The organism is Nocardia sp. NPDC006630 (assembly GCF_040611495.1).
GTDB lineage: Bacteria > Actinomycetota > Actinomycetes > Mycobacteriales > Mycobacteriaceae > Nocardia.
The window spans coordinates 152,521-171,738 of the sequence record NZ_JBEXOK010000008.1 but is presented as its reverse complement, the minus strand read 5'-3'; the positions used below and the strand labels follow the sequence as shown (position 1 = coordinate 171,738).

Annotated in this window: 14 protein-coding genes; 6 read left to right on the top strand and 8 right to left on the bottom strand. The window is 68.1% G+C overall.

The window, feature by feature from the left end; genetic code table 11:
* The first annotated feature begins 22 nt into the window (after positions 1–22).
* Both ABZX86_RS24565 and ABZX86_RS24560 read left to right on the top strand, forming a co-directional pair.
* Positions 23–1,363: a glutamine synthetase family protein gene (locus ABZX86_RS24565; RefSeq protein ID WP_355127017.1), complete on the top strand. Its 1,341-nt coding sequence runs from the start codon at positions 23–25 to the stop codon at positions 1,361–1,363.
* 249 nt (positions 1,364–1,612) lie between these two features.
* Entirely contained in the window at positions 1,613–4,609 is a 2,997-nt protein-coding gene (locus ABZX86_RS24560; protein ID WP_355127016.1) for a bifunctional [glutamine synthetase] adenylyltransferase/[glutamine synthetase]-adenylyl-L-tyrosine phosphorylase, read from the top strand.
* Between the two features lie 149 nt (positions 4,610–4,758).
* Here ABZX86_RS24560 and ABZX86_RS24555 read toward each other — a convergent pair whose 3' ends face one another.
* The 7 genes from ABZX86_RS24555 to ABZX86_RS24525 all read right to left on the bottom strand — a co-directional run bounded on the left by ABZX86_RS24555 (position 4,759) and on the right by ABZX86_RS24525 (position 12,939).
* On the bottom strand, positions 4,759–6,135 hold the full coding sequence (locus ABZX86_RS24555) for a hypothetical protein (RefSeq protein ID WP_355127015.1): 1,377 nt from the start codon (positions 6,133–6,135) through the stop codon (positions 4,759–4,761).
* 163 nt (positions 6,136–6,298) lie between these two features.
* A complete protein-coding gene (locus tag ABZX86_RS24550; protein WP_355127014.1) occupies positions 6,299–6,631 on the bottom strand; it encodes a glyoxalase superfamily protein in 333 nt (110 codons plus the stop codon).
* Positions 6,628–7,455 carry a class I SAM-dependent methyltransferase gene (locus tag ABZX86_RS24545; protein WP_355127013.1) on the bottom strand — a complete coding sequence of 276 codons (828 nt, stop codon included), beginning with the start codon at positions 7,453–7,455 and terminating at the stop codon, positions 6,628–6,630. The genes ABZX86_RS24550 and ABZX86_RS24545 overlap by 4 nt, the downstream gene beginning before the upstream one ends.
* A 56-nt stretch (positions 7,456–7,511) precedes the next feature.
* Positions 7,512–8,348 (bottom strand): lysophospholipase, encoded by an 837-nt coding sequence (locus ABZX86_RS24540; RefSeq protein WP_355127012.1) that lies wholly within the window; start codon positions 8,346–8,348, stop codon positions 7,512–7,514.
* 331 nt (positions 8,349–8,679) lie between these two features.
* Positions 8,680–10,245, bottom strand: a complete 1,566-nt coding sequence (locus ABZX86_RS24535) for a M20/M25/M40 family metallo-hydrolase (protein WP_355127011.1) — start codon at positions 10,243–10,245, stop codon at positions 8,680–8,682.
* A gap of 7 nt (positions 10,246–10,252) precedes the next feature.
* Complete coding sequence (locus tag ABZX86_RS24530) at positions 10,253–11,899, bottom strand: CocE/NonD family hydrolase (protein ID WP_355127010.1); 1,647 nt, start codon at positions 11,897–11,899, stop codon at positions 10,253–10,255.
* Positions 11,900–12,024: 125 nt separating this feature from the next.
* On the bottom strand, positions 12,025–12,939 hold the full coding sequence (locus ABZX86_RS24525; RefSeq protein ID WP_355127009.1) for an oxygenase MpaB family protein: 915 nt from the start codon (positions 12,937–12,939) through the stop codon (positions 12,025–12,027).
* 404 nt (positions 12,940–13,343) lie between these two features.
* On the opposite strand from ABZX86_RS24525, the gene ABZX86_RS24520 reads away from it, so the two are divergent.
* From ABZX86_RS24520 to ABZX86_RS24505, 4 genes are all read left to right on the top strand, one after another.
* The gene (locus tag ABZX86_RS24520) at positions 13,344–13,520 is read left to right on the top strand and encodes a hypothetical protein (RefSeq protein ID WP_355127008.1); all 177 of its coding nucleotides are present in this window, start codon (positions 13,344–13,346) and stop codon (positions 13,518–13,520) included.
* 119 nt (positions 13,521–13,639) lie between these two features.
* A complete protein-coding gene (locus ABZX86_RS24515) occupies positions 13,640–14,107 on the top strand; it encodes a hypothetical protein (protein ID WP_355127007.1) in 468 nt (155 codons plus the stop codon).
* 152 nt (positions 14,108–14,259) lie between these two features.
* A complete protein-coding gene (locus ABZX86_RS24510; RefSeq protein WP_355127006.1) occupies positions 14,260–15,210 on the top strand; it encodes an ATP-binding cassette domain-containing protein in 951 nt (316 codons plus the stop codon).
* Positions 15,207–15,998 carry an ABC transporter permease gene (locus tag ABZX86_RS24505; RefSeq protein ID WP_355127005.1) on the top strand — a complete coding sequence of 264 codons (792 nt, stop codon included), beginning with the start codon at positions 15,207–15,209 and terminating at the stop codon, positions 15,996–15,998. The genes ABZX86_RS24510 and ABZX86_RS24505 overlap by 4 nt, the downstream gene beginning before the upstream one ends.
* On the opposite strand, the gene ABZX86_RS24500 is transcribed toward ABZX86_RS24505, so the two are convergent.
* Positions 15,995–19,213, bottom strand: coding sequence for a BTAD domain-containing putative transcriptional regulator (locus ABZX86_RS24500; protein ID WP_355127004.1), 3,219 nt, complete (start codon positions 19,211–19,213; stop codon positions 15,995–15,997). The genes ABZX86_RS24505 and ABZX86_RS24500 overlap by 4 nt on opposite strands.
* Between the last annotated feature and the right edge of the window lie 5 nt (positions 19,214–19,218).

The window sequence follows — 19,218 nt, the reverse complement described above, 5'->3', positions numbered from 1 at the left end:
CCGGGTGCTTACGCTCGCGGTCATGGACCGTCAGAAGGAATTCGTCCTCCGCACGCTCGAAGAGCGCGATATTCGTTTCGTGCGCCTCTGGTTCACCGATGTCCTGGGCTATCTCAAGTCGGTGGCCATCGCGCCCGCCGAGCTCGAGGGCGCCTTCGAGGAGGGCATCGGCTTCGACGGTTCGGCCATCGAGGGGTTTGCCCGGGTTTCCGAGGCGGACATGGTGGCACGACCGGACCCGTCGACCTTCCAGATCCTGCCGTGGTCCACCTCCAAGGGTCATCAGCACTCCGCGCGCATGTTCTGCGATATCGCCATGCCGGACGGTTCGCCGTCCTGGGCGGATCCGCGGCACGTGCTGCGCCGGCAGCTGAACAAGGCCGCTGACCTGGGCTTCAGCTGCTATGTGCACCCGGAGATCGAATTCTTCCTGCTCAAGAACGGCCCGATGGACGGCACCATGCCGACGCCGGTCGATCAGGGCGGCTTCTTCGACCAGACCGTGCACGACGAGGCGCCGAACTTCCGCAGGCACGCCATCGACGCGCTGGAGTCGATGGGCATTTCCGTCGAGTTCAGCCATCACGAGGGCGCGCCCGGCCAGCAGGAGATCGACCTGCGGTACGCGGACGCACTGTCCATGGCCGACAACGTCATGACCTTCCGCTACCTGATCAAGGAGGTGGCGATCGACGAGGGCGTGCGGGCCACCTTCATGCCCAAGCCCTTCGCCGAGCACCCGGGTTCGGCCATGCACACGCATATGAGCCTGTTCGAGGGCGAGCAGAACGCCTTCCACGATCCCGATGACCCGATCAACCTGTCGGAGACCGCACGCGCGTTCATCGCGGGCATTCTCGAGCATGCGCACGAGATCAGCGCGGTGACCAACCAGTGGGTGAACTCCTACAAGCGGCTCATCCACGGTGGCGAGGCCCCGACCGCCGCGTCGTGGGGACGGTCGAATCGCTCGGCGCTCGTTCGCGTTCCGATGTACACGCCGAACAAGTCGTCCTCGCGCCGGGTCGAGGTCCGCAGCCCCGACAGTGCCTGCAACCCGTACCTGGCCTTCGCGGTGATCCTGGCCGCCGGTCTGCGCGGTATCGAGAAGGGCTACACGCTGCCCCCGGAGGCGGAGGACGACGTGTGGTCGCTGACCGCCGCCGAGCGTCGCGCCATGGGCTTCCGCGAGCTGCCCGCCAGCCTCGACGAGGCGCTCAAGAACATGGAGAAGTCCGAACTGGTCGCCGAAACCCTCGGCGAGCACGTCTTCGACTTCTTCCTGCGCAACAAGCGCCGCGAATGGGCGGGCTACCGCAACCAGGTGACGCCGTACGAGCTGAAGGAATACCTCGGGCTGTAGGCCTCGCCCTCCCGGCGTGAGCCCTCCTGTCATCCCGGCCAAACGCATGCCGGGATGACGAGCTGGCCGTGCTGGGGTGACGAGCTGGTCGTGCCGGGGTGACGAGCTGGTCGTGTCGGGGTGGTGAGTGGGTCTTCGTTCGCGCGCACGACTTCGGGTGGTCGTCGCATCGGCGTCGGCTCGGCCACGATGTCCGTTATCGGCGGGTTCGCCGATACGCCGGTGGAACGTGACATGTAATTTGATGGAATGGTCCGGCCACCGACTGTTCGTTCCGCTGTCCCGGGTGTTGGGCGGCTCGGTTTGCTCGAGCCGTCGGCTGCCGATTCACTTCGAGAATTGGCGTGGGACAACGTCGACAGTGTTCCGCTGCTGTGGGCGCTGTCGCGCTCGCCCGATGCCGATCTGGCGCTGCTGACGCTCATGCGTCTGCGGGAACAGCTCGGAAGCGATTGGGGTGAGCTGGATTCCGCATTGCGCGCGGAGACCGCACTGCGCGGGCGGCTGTTCGCGCTGATCGGGTCGTCGAGTGCGTTCGCCGATCATCTGGTGGCCGATCCGGTCGCCTGGCGATTGCTGCGGCGGCCCGAACTGCCCTCGCGCGAGGAAGTGCTGACCGAACTCCTCGAGGCGGTGCACGCGCAACCGGAGACGGGCGCCGACGCCGGACCCATGCTGTTCCGCGCCGGTATCGCGGGCCCGGAGGCAGTTGCCCTGCTGCGCAAGCGGTATCGCGATCAGCTCATGCTGCTGGCCGCCATCGATCTGGCCGCCACCGTGGAGAACGAACCGGTACTGCCGTACCAGCAGGTGGGCTGGCATCTCACCGATCTCGCCGATGCCGCGCTGACCGCCGCACTCGCGGTGGCCGTGGCGCGGGTGTGCGTCGATCGCGAGGTGCCGGTGCGGCTGGCCGTCATCGCCATGGGCAAATGCGGTGCGCGGGAACTGAATTACGTCTCCGACGTGGATGTCATCTTCGTCGCCGAGCCCGCCGACACCACCGCCACCCGCCTGGCCGCCGAAACGATGAGCGTGGGCGGGGCCGCCTTCTTCGAGGTCGATGCCGGACTGCGGCCCGAGGGCAAGGCGGGTGCGCTGGTGCGCACCCTCGAATCGCATATCGCCTACTACAAGCGCTGGGCGCGCACCTGGGAATTCCAGGCGCTGCTCAAAATGCGGCCCGCCACAGGCGATCTGGAGTTGGGGCGGCAGTATCAGGCCGCGCTCATGCCGATGGTGTGGGCGGCGTCCGAGCGCACCGATTTCGTCACCGATGTGCAGGCCATGCGCCGCCGCGTCGAGGATCTGGTGCCCGCCGATATGCGGGAGCGGGAACTCAAACTCGGGCACGGCAGCCTGCGGGACGTCGAATTCGCGGTGCAGCTGCTGCAATTGGTGCACGGCAAGGCGGACGAGACCCTGCATACCCAGGGCACCGTCGAATCGCTGGCGGCGCTGGCGGCGCGCGGCTATATCGGCCGTGACGATTCTGCGAATCTGACCGCCTCCTACGAATTCCTGCGCCTGCTCGAACATCGCCTGCAGTTGCAGCGGCTCAAGCGCACCCACACCCTGCCCGCCCCCGATGACGAGGAGGGCATGCGCTGGCTGGCGCGGGCCGCGCATATGCGGCCCGACGGCAGGCAGGACGCGGTCGGCGTGCTCAGCAGCGAGATCCGGCGCAATGCGGTGCGGGTGCGGCGATTGCACGCCAAACTCTTCTACCGCCCGCTGCTGGAATCGGTGGCGCGCCTGGATGCCGATTCACTGCGGTTGAGTCCGGCGGCGGCCGTGCGGCAGTTGGCGGCACTGGGTTATGCCGCGCCGGAGAACGCGCTCGGGCATCTGAAGGCGCTCACCGGTGAGGTCGGGCGCAAGGGGCGGATTCAGGCGCTGCTGCTGCCGACCCTGCTCGAATGGCTCGGGGAGACACCGAATCCCGATGCCGGACTGCTCGCGTACCGGCGGGTGTCCGAGGGCCTCGACAATGAGATCTGGTTCCTGCGAGAGCTTCGCGACGAAGGGGCCATCGCACAGCGTTTGATGATCGTGCTCGGCTCCTCGGCGTACCTGCCGGATCTGCTCATCAACGCTCCCGAGACCATTCGCATGTACGCCGACGGACCGAACGGGCCGCTGCTGCTGGCCCCTGATGTCGGTGATGTCGCGCGCGGAATCCTCTCGGGCGCAAGTCGTTACGATGAACCCCGGCGTGCGGTGGCGACCGCGCGCTCACTGCGCAGACATGAACTGGCGCGTGTCGCCTCCGCCGATGTGCTCGGCATGCTCGACGTGCAGCAGGTGTGCAAGGCGCTGTCCTCGGTGTGGATCGCGACGCTGGAAGCCGCACTGCAGGCGGTGATTCGGGCCAGCGGACCGCAACCCGCCGACTTCGCGGTCATCGGTATGGGCCGGCTCGGCGGTAAGGAACTGGGCTACGGCTCCGACGCCGATGTGCTGTTCGTCTGCGATCCGCGGCCCGGCGTGGACGAGACCGTCGCCGTCAAATGGGCCATCGGCGTCGCCGAGCAGGTGCAGCGACTGCTGGGCGCGCCCAGCACCGATCCGCCGCTGCAGGTCGACGCCGGACTGCGGCCGGAGGGCCGCAATGGCGCGCTCGTACGCACACTGGCGGCCTACTCCGCCTACTACCAGCAGTGGGCGCAGTCGTGGGAGGTCCAGGCACTGCTGCGGGCCCGCCAGGTGGCCGGTGATCCGGAGCTGGGTGTGCGCTTCCTGCACACGATCGACCCGGTGCGCTATCCGGCCGGGGGCATGTCGCCCGAGGGTGTGCGCGAAATCCGCCGCATCAAGGCGCGTGTCGACGCCGAACGGCTCCCGCGCGGGGCGAATCCGGCCACCCACACCAAACTCGGCCGCGGCGGCTTGGCCGATATCGAATGGACCGTGCAGCTGCTGCAGCTGCAGCACGCCCACGAGGTCCCCGCCCTGCACAACACCTCGACCCTCGAATCCCTGGACGTCATCGAAGCCGCCGAACTCATCGACGCCGCCGACGTGGCACTGCTGCGCGACGCCTGGCTCACCGCCACCAAGGCCCGCAACGCCCTGGTCCTGGTCCGCGGCAAACCCGCCGACCAACTCCCCGGCCCGGGCCTCCTACTATCGGCCGTAGCCCGCGTGGCCGGCTGGCCCAACGACGACGGCAGCGAATTCCTCGACCACTACATGCGCGTCACCCGCCGCGCGAAAACAGTGGTGGAGAGGGTCTTCGGGGGCTGACCCAGCCGCGCTACCCAAGGATGGTTTCGCACTTTCTGGCCGCGTTGCACGACGTCGCTCAGACTGTGTCCCGATCGCGCAGCCCGCCTACGCGTTGTTCGATGCGTAGGCGGGCTGCGGTTCGGGTTGGGTGGTCGACGATCGGCATTTCAGGTGAGGGTGTCGGTGGGGGTGAGATCTGTTCGGGCTGCGGGGAAGTCGGCTCCGAGGACGGCGGGGACGGTTGGGGGTGGGGTGCCGAGGAGCTCCTGTTCGCGGTTTCGGATCAGCCATTCGGGGGTGCGGTGGGTGCTGTCGGCGTCGGAGGTGCCGCGGCCTGCGGGTGGGTACATGCCGGATATTCCGGCTGTGGGTGGTCCTGTTGGTCGGGCGAGAGTGCTGGAAAGTGTTGGTGTGGAGGGGCTTCCGGAGTTGGGTGGAGCCGGGTAGCTGGTGCCGGGGCCGCCCGGGATGGGGGAGCCGCCTGGGTCGCCTGGTGTTCCCGGTCGGTTCGGAACGATGTGCGCGAGTGGGGACAGGGGGCGGTCATCGATACTCGCGGGCTTGGTGGACAGATTCACGGGTTCGGTGGACAGGTCGGTATCGCGGATCGGGGAATCCTGCCTCGGCGATATCTGCGGGGCATCCTGAACCGGCTGTGCTCCAGTGTTATTCGTGCCGCCGGTCCGGCTGTCTGCCTGCTGCCCGGACTGCTGGTTCGGGTTACGGGAGACCGCTGAGTCGGCGGACTTCGCTGCGGCATCAGGGTTTCCGTTGCCGCCGGAGTTGACCGCGTCGTATCGGAGTACGGGGTTCTGGTTGACCGGCACTGAGGCGTAGTTCGAGCGTATGGAGTTCTGAGGCAGTGCGTTCACGCCCGCGACAGCATCGGAGACAACCCCGCCATCCGCTGTTCCCTTCGATCCGAAGGCCGGAACACCCGACCCCGCAGGCGGATACGTCGGGATGTAGTTGGCTTCGAGCGCCGCGAGCGCCAGTTGGTGCTGCTCTTCGCGGACCGCCGCGAACTGGTGCGCGTCACCGGGTGTGGTAGTGCCGGTCATCAGTGCGATGTAGGGCGCGAGCCGGTCGGAGCCGTCGGACTGCGAGGGAACCGGCGGTGGGGGAACACTTCTGCGCACGGCCTCGGCGCCATAGGCGGCCGCCAGGATGCGATGCCCGGTGCTGTGCGCGATCTCGGTCACGTCCAGTGCCCACCGCGCGAATTCCCTTGCCGCCGTATCGGCGGCCGCGGCCGTATGCCCCCGCATTCCATCCGCCAGCGCGCCCTGCACCGCCGTGTACAGGCCGTTCACCGCTCCCGAGAGGTTGTCCGCGATCCCCGCCCACACCTCGGCATGCGCGTGCATGGCTCCCGGATCCATTGCCTGCACGCCTGCATAGATCTCCGCATGGGAGAACCCGGCGAAATCCTCCAAGTGCTGGATGTAGTCCGGATCGACCCCACCCTGCGAAATCCGCCGCCCTTCGTTTTGCGCCCCCTGCTGGGCTTGTTGCGCACTGCGGCGCAGCATATTCGGGTCCACCGGAGTCCTCCCCTCGCTCACCGAATTGGACGCACGAGGCAGGCCGTCGGTTCCCTCCGCGCCACGGATCAGCTGCGCATCGACCAGGAACTGGTGGCGGCGGTTACTCGCGAAATGCCGCCACAGTTTCCTGGTGATCTTGATGCGGAGCGGGCTCGGCTGACTACCAGGGAGGTGTGCCGATGCGGAGGCGGTTGCTGTCCGGGTCGCGGAGTTCTATCTCGCGGCCCCAGGGAGCTTCCTCGGGGACAACGCCGAATTCCTTTGCCACCTCGTCCACATCGTGGACACGGAGGTAGACGAGGGTGTCGGGACGGGCGTCGCCGAGGTGTTCGGAGAGGAAGATGCGGACGGCGCCGCGGGCAATGCCGACGAAGGCGGGCAGGTGGGGTTCGAAGCGGTGCTCCGACTCCTTGACGAAGCCGAGGCGTTCATACCAGCGGACCGCGGCGGCGGCATCGGCCACGCGCAGGATGGGGATGAGTTCTTCGTTCATCGAGGTTCCTTACGGGCTTGCAAGGTGTAGGACAGCGGTAGGCGTTCGGGATGCTGGGTGAGCCGCCATTCGCCGCCCTCATCGCGAAACATGCGGCCGGGCAGCGCCTCCCAGGGCACGCTGTCGTGTTCGACCAGTTCGGTGAGGGTCAGGCCGGCGGTCAGCAGCGCTCCCACGATCTGACCGAGCCCATGATTCCACTCGTGTGTGACAGTGCTGGTGATCTCGCCGGGTGTCTCGACGTAGGTGCCGGCTTCGGCGAAAACCATGGGTTCGGGGGTTTCGAAGTACGGATACCCGATGGTCAGATGGTCGGGCCGGGCCTCGTCGATCGACCACAGCACCGGGTGGCCCTCGCGCAAGAACAGTCGCCCGCCGGGCCGCAGCAGCGCGGCGACGGTATCGGCCCAGCGCCGGATATCGGGCAGCCAGCACAGCGCGCCGATACCGGTGAAGACCAGATCGAATTGCCCGGCGCCCAGCACTTCCACGGCATCGTAGACATCGGCTTCGATGTATTCGATTGCGGTGCTGCTGGTCTCGGCCAGCGCCCGGGCCTCCGCCAGCGAGGCGGGGGAGAAGTCGAGGCCGGTCATATCCGCGCCGAGCCGAGCCAGCGAGAGGGTGTCGGTGCCGATATGGCATTGCAGGTGCACGCCGCGCAGGCCGCGGATGTCGCCGAGACGCGGCAGATCGAAGCGGACGACATCGCTGAGGAAGCTGGTATCGGTGCGGAAGCGGTTCAGTCCGTAGTCCGCGGAGGCGGCGTGCAACGGCGCACGGTCGTCCCAATTGTCCCGGTTGATGGTGCGATAGTCGGTCACGTCAACCGACTGTGCCACGGGTTGCCCCGTGACCGTCGGCTATTTTCCCCGCGTGGCTACGCCGGAATGTGCGCGTCGAGCCAGTTCACCAGGTCGGTGAGGACCTTGTCCTGTTCGGGCTCGTTGTAGATCTCGTGGAACAGGCCGGGATAGCGAATGACCGTCTTGTCCTTCGACGCCGCATCGCGTTCGAGCAGATCGGCGCCGGTCGGGGAGGCCAGACCGTCGGCGGCGCCGTGCTGCACGAGCAGCGGGGCCGTCAGCCGGTCGAGGTGCGCCAGCACGAAGGTGCCCGCGCGCAGCATCTCACCGCCGGTGCGGGCGGGGACGCCGCCGTGATGGACCAGCGGATCGGTGTCGTAGGCCCGCACCACTTCCGGATCACGGCTCACCAGTGTCGAATCCAGTTTCAGCACAGGAAGATTCGGCAGGAAGCGGGAGACGAACGGGGCGAGGGTCCGCTGCACCACATTGCCGGCGGGGATGACGATCGCCGGGCCCGAGAGCACCACGCCGGTCACGTCCAGGGGAGCGCGGGTCGCCAGGTAGGCGGTGGTGAGCCCGCCCATGCTGTGCCCGATGACGAAGTGCGGCAGCCCCGGATGTGCCGCGGTGGCCAGGTCGAGCAGCGTCTGCACATTGTCGGCGGCCCCGTCGAGGGATTCGACATTCCCATTGCCGCCGTCGGACCGGCCGTGCCCGATGTGGTCGAGCGCGTACGCCGCGACCCCGGCATCGTTCAACCGCTTCGCCACATGCGCATAGCGCCCCGAATGCTCGGCGTATCCGTGCACGATCACGGCCACGGCCCGCGGATCGCCCTCCGGCAGCCAGGCCTGCCAGAACACGCGCCCGCCCTTGCCCTGGAATTCGCCGGTTTCGTTTCGGGTCATCGTCGCTCCCTCTCGATGGGGTGGGTGTCGTCACGCTGCCGGGCATCGGCACCGCACGATGCTCAGCCCGAATTGTCGCGTACCGGCCGAGCTATTCTCGCGCACCACCACCCCTCTCGTCGCCCCTCCCGGCGATTCGGGCAGCTGTCGTCCGGGCCCCGCACGAAGGCCGAAGGCAACTCGGCGAACGCGTCCGCCGCTCATTCGCCCGGCTCATGCTCACCGGTGCCACCTCGTTGAGGCGACCATCGCATCGGTCAGGATCGGGCGCGGCGGTCGAGGCGGCCATCGCAACTGGCCTCGACTGGGCTCGAGGCGACCGTCGCAGCCGTCAGGATTGGGCGAGGCGGTCGATGAGGCGGCGGTTGAAGGTGATCAGGCGGGCGTAGTTGGCGCGGGAGATGCGCTCGTCGGTGCCGTGAATGCGCGCCAGATCGGCGGCGGTGAGGATGATGGATGCGAAATTGCAGCGGGTGGCGGCGAGATCGTCGTAGTAGCGGGAGTCGGTGGCGCCGGGGACGATGCCGACGGTGACCGCGACACCCGGCACGACCTCGCGCGTCAGGTCGGCGATGAGCTCGAAGGCGGGTCCGGCGGCGGGATCGGGGGAGGGTTCGGAGGCGGTGCCGGACAGTTCGACGATGACGCCCTTGTCGCGGATCACGCGACGGCAGTGCGTCAGCACATCGGCGACCGAATCACCGGGCAGGATGCGGAAATTCACGTACGCCTCGGCGCGCTGCGGCAGCACATTGGGTTTGACGCCGCCGCTGATCATCGTCGGCGCGGTGGTGGTGCGCACCAGCGCCTCGGTGGTCGGCTGTGCCGCCAGGACCCGCGCCACCGCGGGCCCGGCCCAGCCCACCGCGCCGAGCAGTGTGCGCCGCGGCTCCGAGACGACACTCCGCAAACGCGCGAGCATGTCGAGCGTCACCGGCGTCAATCGCAGCGGAAACGGATGATCCTGAAGCCGCGCCACCGCCCGCGCCAACTGCCCGACCGCCGTCTGCCGCCCCGGCATCGACGAATGCCCACCCACCGCGCTGACCGACAGCCGCACCGTCGCAAAACCCTTCTCGCCCACCATGATCGTGGCCACCGGCTGCGCCACCCCGGCAGCCACCCCCGTGGTGATCACACCACCCTCATCGATCAGCAGCTCGGCCCGAACCCCCGCATCCCGCAGCCGCGCCGCCATCCGCCCGGCCCCGCCCTCCCCGAACACCTCTTCGTCATGCCCGAACGCCAAATACACCGTCCCCCTGGGCCGCACCCCCGCCTCCAGCGCCCCCTCGACCGCCTCGAGGATCGCCATGACCCGGCTCTTGTCATCGATAGCCCCACGCCCCCAGATGAATTCGTCATCCACCACCCCCGCGAACGGCGGATGCGTCCACCCCGCCTCATCGTCCACCGGCACCACATCCATATGCGCCAGCAGAATTGCGCTCACCCGCTCGGCACCGCCCAGCTCGACAGCATCCACAGCCGGCGCTGGGCGGTATCCGGAGATCGCCGCACCGTCCGCGGTCGCGCCTGAATCAGCAGGGGGCGTCGCCGCGTTGCCACCGGCCGCGGTATTGCCATTCGCGACCGCACCGCCGGAGTCGGCATCCGTTGCCGGACCGGTCCGGGCCGAGCCGTCGAAGGTGGTGACCGGTCCATCGGCGGCCCCGGTCCAGCGGTAGAGGCGGCTGTGGCCGAAGGTTTCGCAGTCGAGGTGGGTGTGCACCAGGGGGAAGCAGTGTTCGAGATGGGCGGTGAGACGGTCGAATTCGGCGGGGTCGGTCTCGGTGTGGTCCTCGCGGGAGACGGTGGCGCAGCGCAGGGCGGCGGCCAGGCGCTCGGCGGTGGCATCGTCCACGGTGGGTGCGGCGGCGGATACGGTGCGGGTCATGGGTCGCCTAGCCTGTCCGGGGCGGGAAGTCGACGGTCACAGTCGCATTGTTCAGCAGATCGGCGGGCAGCGGGACGGACTTCTCCCTATGCCACTTCGGGATGCCGTCGGAGACGCCGCCGGGCAGGTCGGGGGTGCGGATTGCGCTGAGCAGCGGCAGCTGCACCCGGGCCGAGTTCACGGTGACCTTGGTGAAAGCCGGCGGATGCGCCCAAATATCGTCGACCACATCGGTGATCCGGAACCCGATGCGATGCCCCGCGCTGAGCGGCCAATCCTGCGCCAGCAGCCGCAGCTGCGTATCGGCGGTCGCCGGTGCGATACCGCGCGTGATGACGGTGGCCAGCCCGTCCGGCGCGATGTCGTACATTTCCAGCGCCACCGTGGTCTGCGGCGGCGCATCGAGCGTCAGGGATGCCGTGGTGATCCCCGCGAGATGCTGATCCTGCGCCAAAGGCTGACTGACAGACCAGATTTCGCGATCGGCCCCGGGCACCAGACCCCGGTCGGTGTAGACCCCGGTGCGCAGATCGACAGGCACCTGGTGGCTGTCGGCGGGCGGCCACGCCGTCTCCGAACGATACTTCCCGTCGAACTGCCCGACGGTGATCCGCGGCCCGGGCACCGGCGCCTCCTTGCCCGCCACCAGGTGATCGAAGAATCCGAGCAGCTCGGACATGAATTGCGGGGTACCGCACTGTGTTTCACACGTCCGGTGCCCCCACTGCCCGAACCACGCCTTGTGCTCACCCGGTCCGAGCCCGTTCCAGAGCTGGAAGACCCGATCCGGCTTGGTGTTGTAGTCGATGAACCCCTGCCCGAGGAACAGCGGAATCGTGTTCCCGCGCAGCTTCGCCACCAGATCCCGGTCCTGCCAGAAGGCCGTCGCGTCATCATGATTGGTGATCTCTGCGACGTAATTCGCATAGCACGCGGGGTCGATGCTCACCGCATTCGCCTGGTACTCGGGCGAATCGTCCGGGCGCCCCGGTGTGGAGGCGATGAGCAGATGCTCGAATCCCGCGAGATCCGATGGCCGCACACCGGTTTCGGTCACCGGCTTACCGGAGAACTTCCACGCGATCCCCTGCATGTACAGATACGCGTTCGGATCGACCACCGGCTCGAACGCCGCCACCGCGGCCAGCCCCGCCGGCTTCTCCGCCAAACCCATCAATCCGGTCCACGCCTCGTACGAGGTGCCCACCAGTCCGACCTTGCCGGTGGACCAGGACTGCCCCGCTGCCCACTCGACGGCCGTCTTCACATCGGACCGTTCGCCCGGCCCGCCGAAATCCGGGCACCCGTTCGATCCGCCGAACCCGCGTAAATCCACGATCACATAGGTGTAACCCGCACCCAGGAAAGTCCCCACATCGAGATCCACGATGGACGGCCCGCCCTCGAGCCGTGGCTCGCTGAGGTACGCGAGGTGCGCCCGATACGGACTGACCGTCATGATCACGGGGGTCTTCACATCATCGGCGATACCCGCCGGCCGCAGCACATCCGCGTGCAACCGGGTCCCATCAGGCGCGGTGATGTACTCCTGCCGCCACTGGAACGCCGGATTCGCCCCGGCCCGAGCCGGTATTGCCACAACCCCCACCACCAGTAGCAGGCCGACCAGGGCCCGCCACAACACCATCCGCATGATCACCATAGTGACCTTGCTGTGAATCGCCGCCGCAAACCAGCCCCAGGAAACGGGGTGCAGGCGCGGCCCCGCCAGGCGCGCGCCGGAGTGACCCCGTGCCGGGATAGTGGGTGACTCGTCGTTTACATGGGGCGCAGATCGATGATCTTGCGCAGGCGCGCGCGGTCGCGTTCGAGCCGGCGTGCCTCGTAGGCGATGGGGAAGTAGCGAATGCGCTCCGGCAGCACGGGGACGGTCCGGCCGATGATCCAGCCGAGGGCGCGCAGGGTGCGCTCATCGCTCTCGGTCCAGGTGAGGCCGAGCTTCTCGCGAATGATCTCGGGCGTGGTGCCGACGGTGAAGAAGTACTGCAGCTTTCCGATCGGGGTGGTCGCGGCCCGCCAGACCGGTCGCAGCGGCGCCGGAACCTGCTTGGGCGGCGCGATCTTTCGAATGACCCGCAGGTAGTCCTCGGCGACAGTGGTTGCCACCAGATGGTTTTCGACCTGATCCTGGAACCACGGCTCCCATTCGGCATAGGTCGCGGGAATCTCCTTGGGCGCCACCGAGAAATTGCGCATGAGCTGCACCACCTCCTGGTAGTACGACTCCTTGTCGGCCTCGGTGAGCTTCTCGGTGGAGAAGTACCGATTGCCCTCGGTGAACGCGTGGATTGCGGTGTGCAGCACCCACGCCCACGGCCCGGAGGACAGCGCCTGATGCTTCACCCCGTGCGCATCGGTGGTGTTGAGGCTCGCGTGCATGACGCGCAGCCGGTCGGCCTCGGCGAGGGCCTCGTCGCCGCCGTAGATCCACATCATGACCGAGGCGATGCTGCGGAAGGCGCGGCCGAGCGGATCGGTGCGGAAGGTGGAGTGCTCGTCCACGACCGCGGCAATGCTCGGTTCCATGGTCTGCAGCAGGAAGGCCGAGCCGGCGGTCAGGGAGAAGGTGATGAGGCCGGTGTCCGCCCAGATGCGGGTGTCCGGGTCGAACGGTCGGCGCTCGGGGCGTGCTGCTCTGGACGCATGATCGATCGGCGCTACGGCGGCGGTCATGGTGATCTCCTTTGATCACGATCCTGTCCGGGCGCCACCGCCCGACAGGATGAGAGAGTTACGATCGAATCGTCTCATCTTATCGGCCAGGTGGCAACCGTCACATGCGCAGCGGTCGCGATCTGCCGCCCAGCTGTCACATTCGGAGTAGGCGAGCGGTGACCGCGCACTCGAGGTGGAATTGCCCGGCCGAAAAGGATTCGTCAATCCGCTCGTGCGAATCTTGCGCGCCCGCAACATCTTCCGTTGCGCGGTAGAGATTGGCGCCCTCGGCGCCGAGCGGAGATATCTTTGCGCGAATCCCCGCCCCGGTGCGGTGATATTCACGAGTAATTTACGGCCACCTGGGCTTTTGCTTGGAACAATGGCTTGCCAGGAGAAAGAAATTCACGAGGAGGAGTGCAATGAGCGCGGTATCGTCGGTCCTGCCGATCACATCGTCGGTGTCGGTGTTCGAGACGGTGCGCGTTCAGGTTCGGGAATTCGTTGCACGCCATAGTTTCACGGCCGATGAACGCACCGCCCGCCTGGTGGGTTGCACTCCGGTTGCCGTACTCGGCACCGTGAACCACCGCCGGTAGGCCTCTCAGCTGGGGGTCGCGGCCGTTTTCGGTCGATGCGGTCGCGACTCCCGCCGAAGCGCAAGTGCGCCAGAATTATTCGGTGCCCGGAAAGATTCGACGGCGTATGATCGGCCTCGATGGGCACCCGGGGGCAAGACGAGGCATTAGTAACTTCCGACTGGGACGCGTTTGTGCAGGCACTGGCGCGATGTCTGCAGGAATTACCCTCTCGCGCCACGCTGGTCATAACGGCCGCCGGTAACCGATACGTTCAGTTCCAGCAGTTCGACATCAAACTTTCCGCCGAGCTCACCGGCAATTACTATCTGGCCGAACCGATTCCGGAGGCCGCCGCCCAGCGACTGCGCGAGCTCGGCTGGTCCGCCCCCGTGGTGCGGCACGAGATCGAGAATTGGCGCCGCTCCCTGCTCTGGCCCATCCCGCCCAGCCGCCTGATGGAGCTCGCCCGCTCGGCGGCGATCGGCCTGCACGACGCACTCGGCATCGGCTCACCGAACGAGCTGCGCGCCACCGGCTGGACCGAGGCCTCCGGCGACCTCGACCTGAGCCCCCTGGGTGCGATCGCCCGCCGGGGACTCGGCTAGCTCACCCATCCCTGCGACCGGAACCATGCCTCGAACTGCGGTTTCACGGCCGAAACCCGGTGAAACCGTCGTGCAGCCGCGCTGAAACCCGCGCCGCGCAATCTTCTTCTCGACAGCGACCACAACGGTCGCAGAACATCGAGGAGCAAGACATGACAACCGGTCACCGACCACCGGCCATTACGGCCTCCGGACTGCGCAAGTCCTACGGAGAGCACACCGTGCTCGACGGCATCGACCTGAATGTGCCCGCCGGAACCATCTTTTCGCTGCTCGGCCCGAACGGGGCCGGGAAAACCACCGCGGTGCAGATCCTTTCGACCCTGATCGGCGCCGACGCCGGCGATATCACCGTCGCAGGTCACGATCTCACCCGCGATCCGGAGGCGGTGCGCGCCGCGATCGGCCTCACCGGTCAGTTCGCCGCGGTGGACAACCTGCTCACCGGTGAGGAGAACCTGGCCATGATGGGCGTCCTGCACCATCTGGGCCGCGCCGAGCGCAAGCGCCGGGTGGCCCGGCTCATCGAGCAGTTCGACCTGGTGGACGCGGCCCGGAAGCCCGCGTCCACCTACTCCGGCGGTATGCGGCGGCGACTCGATATCGCCATGGGGCTCATCGGTGACCCGCAGGTGCTGTTCCTGGACGAGCCCACCACCGGTCTCGATCCGCGCAGCCGCCGCGCCGTCTGGCGACTGGTCCGCGAACTGGTCGCCGGCGGCACCACCGTCTTCCTCACCACGCAGTACCTCGAGGAGGCCGATCAGCTGGCCGACCGGATCGCGCTGCTCGACGGCGGCAAGGTGATCGCCGAAGGTACTCCGGAGGATCTCAAACGCCTTGTCCCGGGCGGACATATCAACCTGCGGTTCGTGGAGCCGCGCGCCCTGGAGGCCGCGGCACGCCTGCTCGGTGCGGTGGTCCGCGACGATGACGAACTCACCCTGCAGGTGCCCGGTGACGGCGGCGTCGACTCGCTGCACGCACTGCTCGACACGCTCAAGGCCGCGGCAATTCCGACCGCTGAACTCTCCGTCCACACCCCCGATCTCGACGATGTTTTCCTCGCCCTCACCGGCAAGCCGAAGGAGTCCGTGCGATGAGCACCATGAAATACGCAGCCACCGATTCGCTGATGATGGTGCGCCGCAGCCTGTTGCACATCGTGCGGTACCCGGCGATGACCGTGCCGCTCATCGTTTCTCCCGTAGTCATCCTGCTGCTGTTCGTCTATGTCTTCGGCGGGGCTCTCGGCGCCGGGCTCGGCGGTCACTCCGGCAGTCGCGCCGATTACGTCAACTACGTGGTCCCGGGGATTCTGCTGCTCACAGTGGCCGGGGCGGCCACCGCCACCGCCGTCTCGGTGTGCACCGATATGACCCAGGGCATCGTGTCCCGCTTCCGCACCATGGCCATCTTCCGGCCGTCCCTGCTGACCGGGCATGTGGTCGGCAGCATGGTGCAGACCCTGCTCAGCGTGAGCGTGGTGCTCGGCGTCGCGGGAATCATCGGCTTCCGGCCCACCGCCGGCGTGGCCGAATGGCTCGGCGCCGCAGGCATTCTGGTGCTCCTGATCACGGCGATCACCTGGGTGTCGGTAGTCATGGGCCTGGTCAGCGACAGCCTCGAGACCGCCAGCAATCTGCCCATGCTGCTCATGCTGCTGCCGTTCTTCGGCAGCGGCTTCGTCCCCACCGCCTCCATGCCCGCCTGGATCGGGTGGATCGCCGAGCACCAGCCCTTCACCCCGGTGATGGAAGCCCTGCGCGGACTGCTGCTGGGCACGCCGATCGGCAACAGCGCCTGGATCGCCGTCGCGTGGTGTGCGGGCATCATCGTGGTCAGCTTCCTGGGAGCCAAGAAGCTGCTCGATCGGGAACCGGGTCGCTAGGAAACCCTGTCCCGCAGCGCATTCAGCGCGGCGGCACGGAGGGCCGGAACATCCAGGGCAGCGTATGCCGAGACAGCCTCGGCATACGCTGCCTTATCGGCGTTTTCGGCATGGGCGCGAATCCTGGTGCTGGACATGGTCGGATGGAATTGACGCGGGGGATCAAAACGCTCGGCCAGCGCGATCAGGCGCGCTCCTGCCGCCGAGTGGCCGCGAGCTATATCGGCCCTCGCCAAGGCGAGAAGCACCGCGCCGCAGGCGGTCAGCTCGGCCAGGAATCCGCCGGGCTGGGTGGCCGGCTGCTCCAGCAGCGCGGTCACCTGGTGCGGGAGGTCCTCGACCAGGTCGGCCACCAGGGCCAGCCGGCCGTACTCGGCGTGGGCGAGCACGGTGGCCGAGCGAGACTCCAGCGCCCACACCTGAACCCCACGCGGATCGGGTCGATAGAAGGGGTTCTCGGTGCCGGACGACCACTCCGCCAGCTCGCGCCAGCCCCGCAGGCCGTTCTCGACATCGCTACGCGCGAGCCGGATTTCGGCGGCCGCCACCAACCGGTGCGGATTGGCGAACGGGTCCTTGGACTCGGGCGTCAGCGCCAGCCACTGCTGGGCGCCCTCGATATCGTCGAGTTGCAGTGCCGCCATGGCGAGACCGACCAGCAGATCACCCCGATCCGGGCGGGGGCCGAGGTCCGCGATCTGCCGCAGCGCGCGTTCCAATTGCTCGCGGGCCTGGTCGCCGCGCTCCGCCAGCAGCGCCAGCTTCCCGATGCGGCAGCGCGCCTGATACCGCATGAAGGTGTTCGAGGTGGTTTCGAAGGCGGCGAGCGTGCGGGTGGTGGCGGCGAGCGCCTCGGCGCGGTCGCCGATCTGCTCGGCGCGGAAGCTCGCTACCAGGTGGGCCACGCCGGACAGCAGTCGGCTGTCGCTGTCGCACAGTCGATTCAGGGCGGTGGGGTCCGGAGAAACGAGGTCGGTGGCCGCGGCGAAGACCGCGGCCACGGCGCGCACGAAGGTATCCGGTGGGGCGGTGGGCAGGCGGCGCAGGACCAGCCGGGAGCGGAGTTCGAAGCCACCCTGGGTGACACCGCTCAGGGCGCACACGACCGCAGCGGTCCGGGCCACCTCCACGAGTGCGGGCTCCGGGCGGTAATGCGAAAGCACCCAGGCACATTCGGCGGCCTGCTCGGCGATGCGGGAGTAGTGCGAGCCGACGAACCAGGCGGGGCCCAGGACAGCCCAGGTCGCGGCGACCGTTGCCCCGTCCCGGCGGTCGAGGCCGATCCGGAGGGCTCGGACGAGATTGTCCTGCTCGGCCCGGAATTCGCCGGAGCCGCCCAGTTCGATGAACGCGGAGCCGCTGTGCCGGATACCGAAATCCCGGGCCCATGCCAGGAATTCGGCGGTCGCCCGGTCCTCGTCGCCCGCGGCGATCCGCTCGGCGGCGCTGAAATCGCGGACCGTCTCCAGCATTCGGAAGCGGGTGCCGGATTCGCCCTCGCCGACCTGGATCAGCGACTGCGTCACCAGCTGTTCGAGCAGTTCGAGGGTCGCGTCGAAATCACCGCCCAGCAGGCGATGTGCCGCATCGGCGGTGCAGCCGCCCGGGAAGATCGACAGCATGCGCATGGCGGCCTGCGCCGGCTCGTCGAGCAGCTTCCAACTCCACTCGACCACCGCGTGCAGCGTCCGATGTCGTTGCGGCGCATCCCGGGAACCGCCGCGCAGCAGGGCGAACCGATCGACCAGGCGTTGCGAGACCTCGGCCACGGACATCACCCGCACCCGCGCCGCCGCCAATTCGATGGCCAGCGGCAGCCCATCCAGGTGGGCGCAGAGCGCGGCCACCTCCTCGGACGGCAGGTCGACATCCGGGCGGACCGCGCGGGCTCGCTGCTCGAACAGCTCGGCCGCCGTCTCCGCGGCCAGGGCCGGGAGCGGATGGACCGACTCGGAGCTCAATCCCAGCGGCGCACGGCTGGTTACCAGCACTCGCAACTCCGCGGTCAACGAGACGAGCGGGCCGACAAGTGCCGCGACCCCTTCGAGCACCTGCTCACAATTGTCGAGAATCAACAGGACCGGCCCGGATCCCAGCGCCCGTGCAATGCCGGAGACGACACCGCTCTGCGCTGCGGCCGGCGCATCACCGGTCCCGAGTGCGGCGGCCACCTCGGCCGCCACCGCCGCATCGTCATCGACCGCGGCGAGCTGCACCAGATACACCCGCCGCTGCTCGGCGCGCTGGCCGACGGCGTGGGCCATCCGCGTCTTACCCAGCCCACCCGGGCCCACGATCGACACCACACGCGCGGAACGCAGCCGTGCGGTGACGGCGGCGATATCGCCCGCACGTCCGAGCAGCGGGTTGGCATCGTGCAGAATGCCCTGCCGCACAACGGGTTCGCTCGAGAGCAGGAGCTGTCGCTGCACCGCCCGCAGGGCACTGCCCGGGTCCGTGCCGAGCTCGTCGCGCAGCCGTCGCCGGTAACCGTCGTACCGTGCCAGCGCGGCCGCGGCGCCCGCTGTCTCGGCTTCGGCGCGCAGCAGCTCCGCGAGCACTTCCTCATTGCGGGGCTCGGCTCGCAGCAGGGCTGCCAGCGGTTCCATCGCTTCGGCGTACCGGCCCAGCTGGGACAGCGTCACCGCGTGCACTGTGCGGAGGGTGCGATGGGCGGGCCGGCGCGCAATCCGCAACTCGGACAGCGGATCTCCTGCGGTCCCGTCCTCGGCGTCGCCGTTCCACAGCGCCAATCCGGCCTCGGCCCGAGTCAGTGCGGCGGCATGATCACCGGCCCGTGCGTGCCGCTCCGCCGCGGCCGCATGCACCTCCACCGCCGTCGCATCGACCTGGTCCGCCGCCAGCGTCAGCCGATACCCCGTGTGTGTGCTGGCGATGAGCTCACTTCCGAGTTGTGCGCGGGCCCGGGAAACGACCACCTGTAGCGCCTTGGCCGGATTCTCGGGCTGCTCCTGGCCCCACAGCCCGTCGACCAGGCGCGCGACGCTGGCGCCATTCCGCAAATCCGCCGCGAGCAAGGCCAGCAACCCGCGTGGCCGTGCTCCGGAGACCTCCCGGCCCTGCACCGCAACACCCGACAGCAAGGTCAACTCGATACTCACCCGCTTACCGTAATCGGCGAGGGCGGTGACGACGACCGCTCGCCACCTGGCATTGTTGGTGAGAGGGAATTCCTTCTTGACAGTTACTGTCATATGGC

What these genes read in the sequence shown, in the direction of transcription:
- ABZX86_RS24565 (WP_355127017.1), top strand. Translation starts at nt 23, where the DNA reads ATGGACCGTCAGAAGGAATTCGTCCTCCGCACGCTCGAAGAGCGCGAT.
- ABZX86_RS24560 (WP_355127016.1), top strand. Translation starts at nt 1,613, where the DNA reads ATGGTCCGGCCACCGACTGTTCGTTCCGCTGTCCCGGGTGTTGGGCGG.
- ABZX86_RS24550 (WP_355127014.1), bottom strand. Translation starts at nt 6,631, where the DNA reads ATGAACGAAGAACTCATCCCCATCCTGCGCGTGGCCGATGCCGCCGCC.
- ABZX86_RS24540 (WP_355127012.1), bottom strand. Translation starts at nt 8,348, where the DNA reads ATGACCCGAAACGAAACCGGCGAATTCCAGGGCAAGGGCGGGCGCGTG.
- ABZX86_RS24535 (WP_355127011.1), bottom strand. Translation starts at nt 10,245, where the DNA reads ATGACCCGCACCGTATCCGCCGCCGCACCCACCGTGGACGATGCCACC.
- ABZX86_RS24530 (WP_355127010.1), bottom strand. Translation starts at nt 11,899, where the DNA reads ATGCGGATGGTGTTGTGGCGGGCCCTGGTCGGCCTGCTACTGGTGGTG.
- ABZX86_RS24525 (WP_355127009.1), bottom strand. Translation starts at nt 12,939, where the DNA reads ATGACCGCCGCCGTAGCGCCGATCGATCATGCGTCCAGAGCAGCACGC.
- ABZX86_RS24520 (WP_355127008.1), top strand. Translation starts at nt 13,344, where the DNA reads ATGAGCGCGGTATCGTCGGTCCTGCCGATCACATCGTCGGTGTCGGTG.
- ABZX86_RS24515 (WP_355127007.1), top strand. Translation starts at nt 13,640, where the DNA reads ATGGGCACCCGGGGGCAAGACGAGGCATTAGTAACTTCCGACTGGGAC.
- ABZX86_RS24510 (WP_355127006.1), top strand. Translation starts at nt 14,260, where the DNA reads ATGACAACCGGTCACCGACCACCGGCCATTACGGCCTCCGGACTGCGC.
- ABZX86_RS24505 (WP_355127005.1), top strand. Translation starts at nt 15,207, where the DNA reads ATGAGCACCATGAAATACGCAGCCACCGATTCGCTGATGATGGTGCGC.
- ABZX86_RS24500 (WP_355127004.1), bottom strand. Translation starts at nt 19,213, where the DNA reads ATGACAGTAACTGTCAAGAAGGAATTCCCTCTCACCAACAATGCCAGG.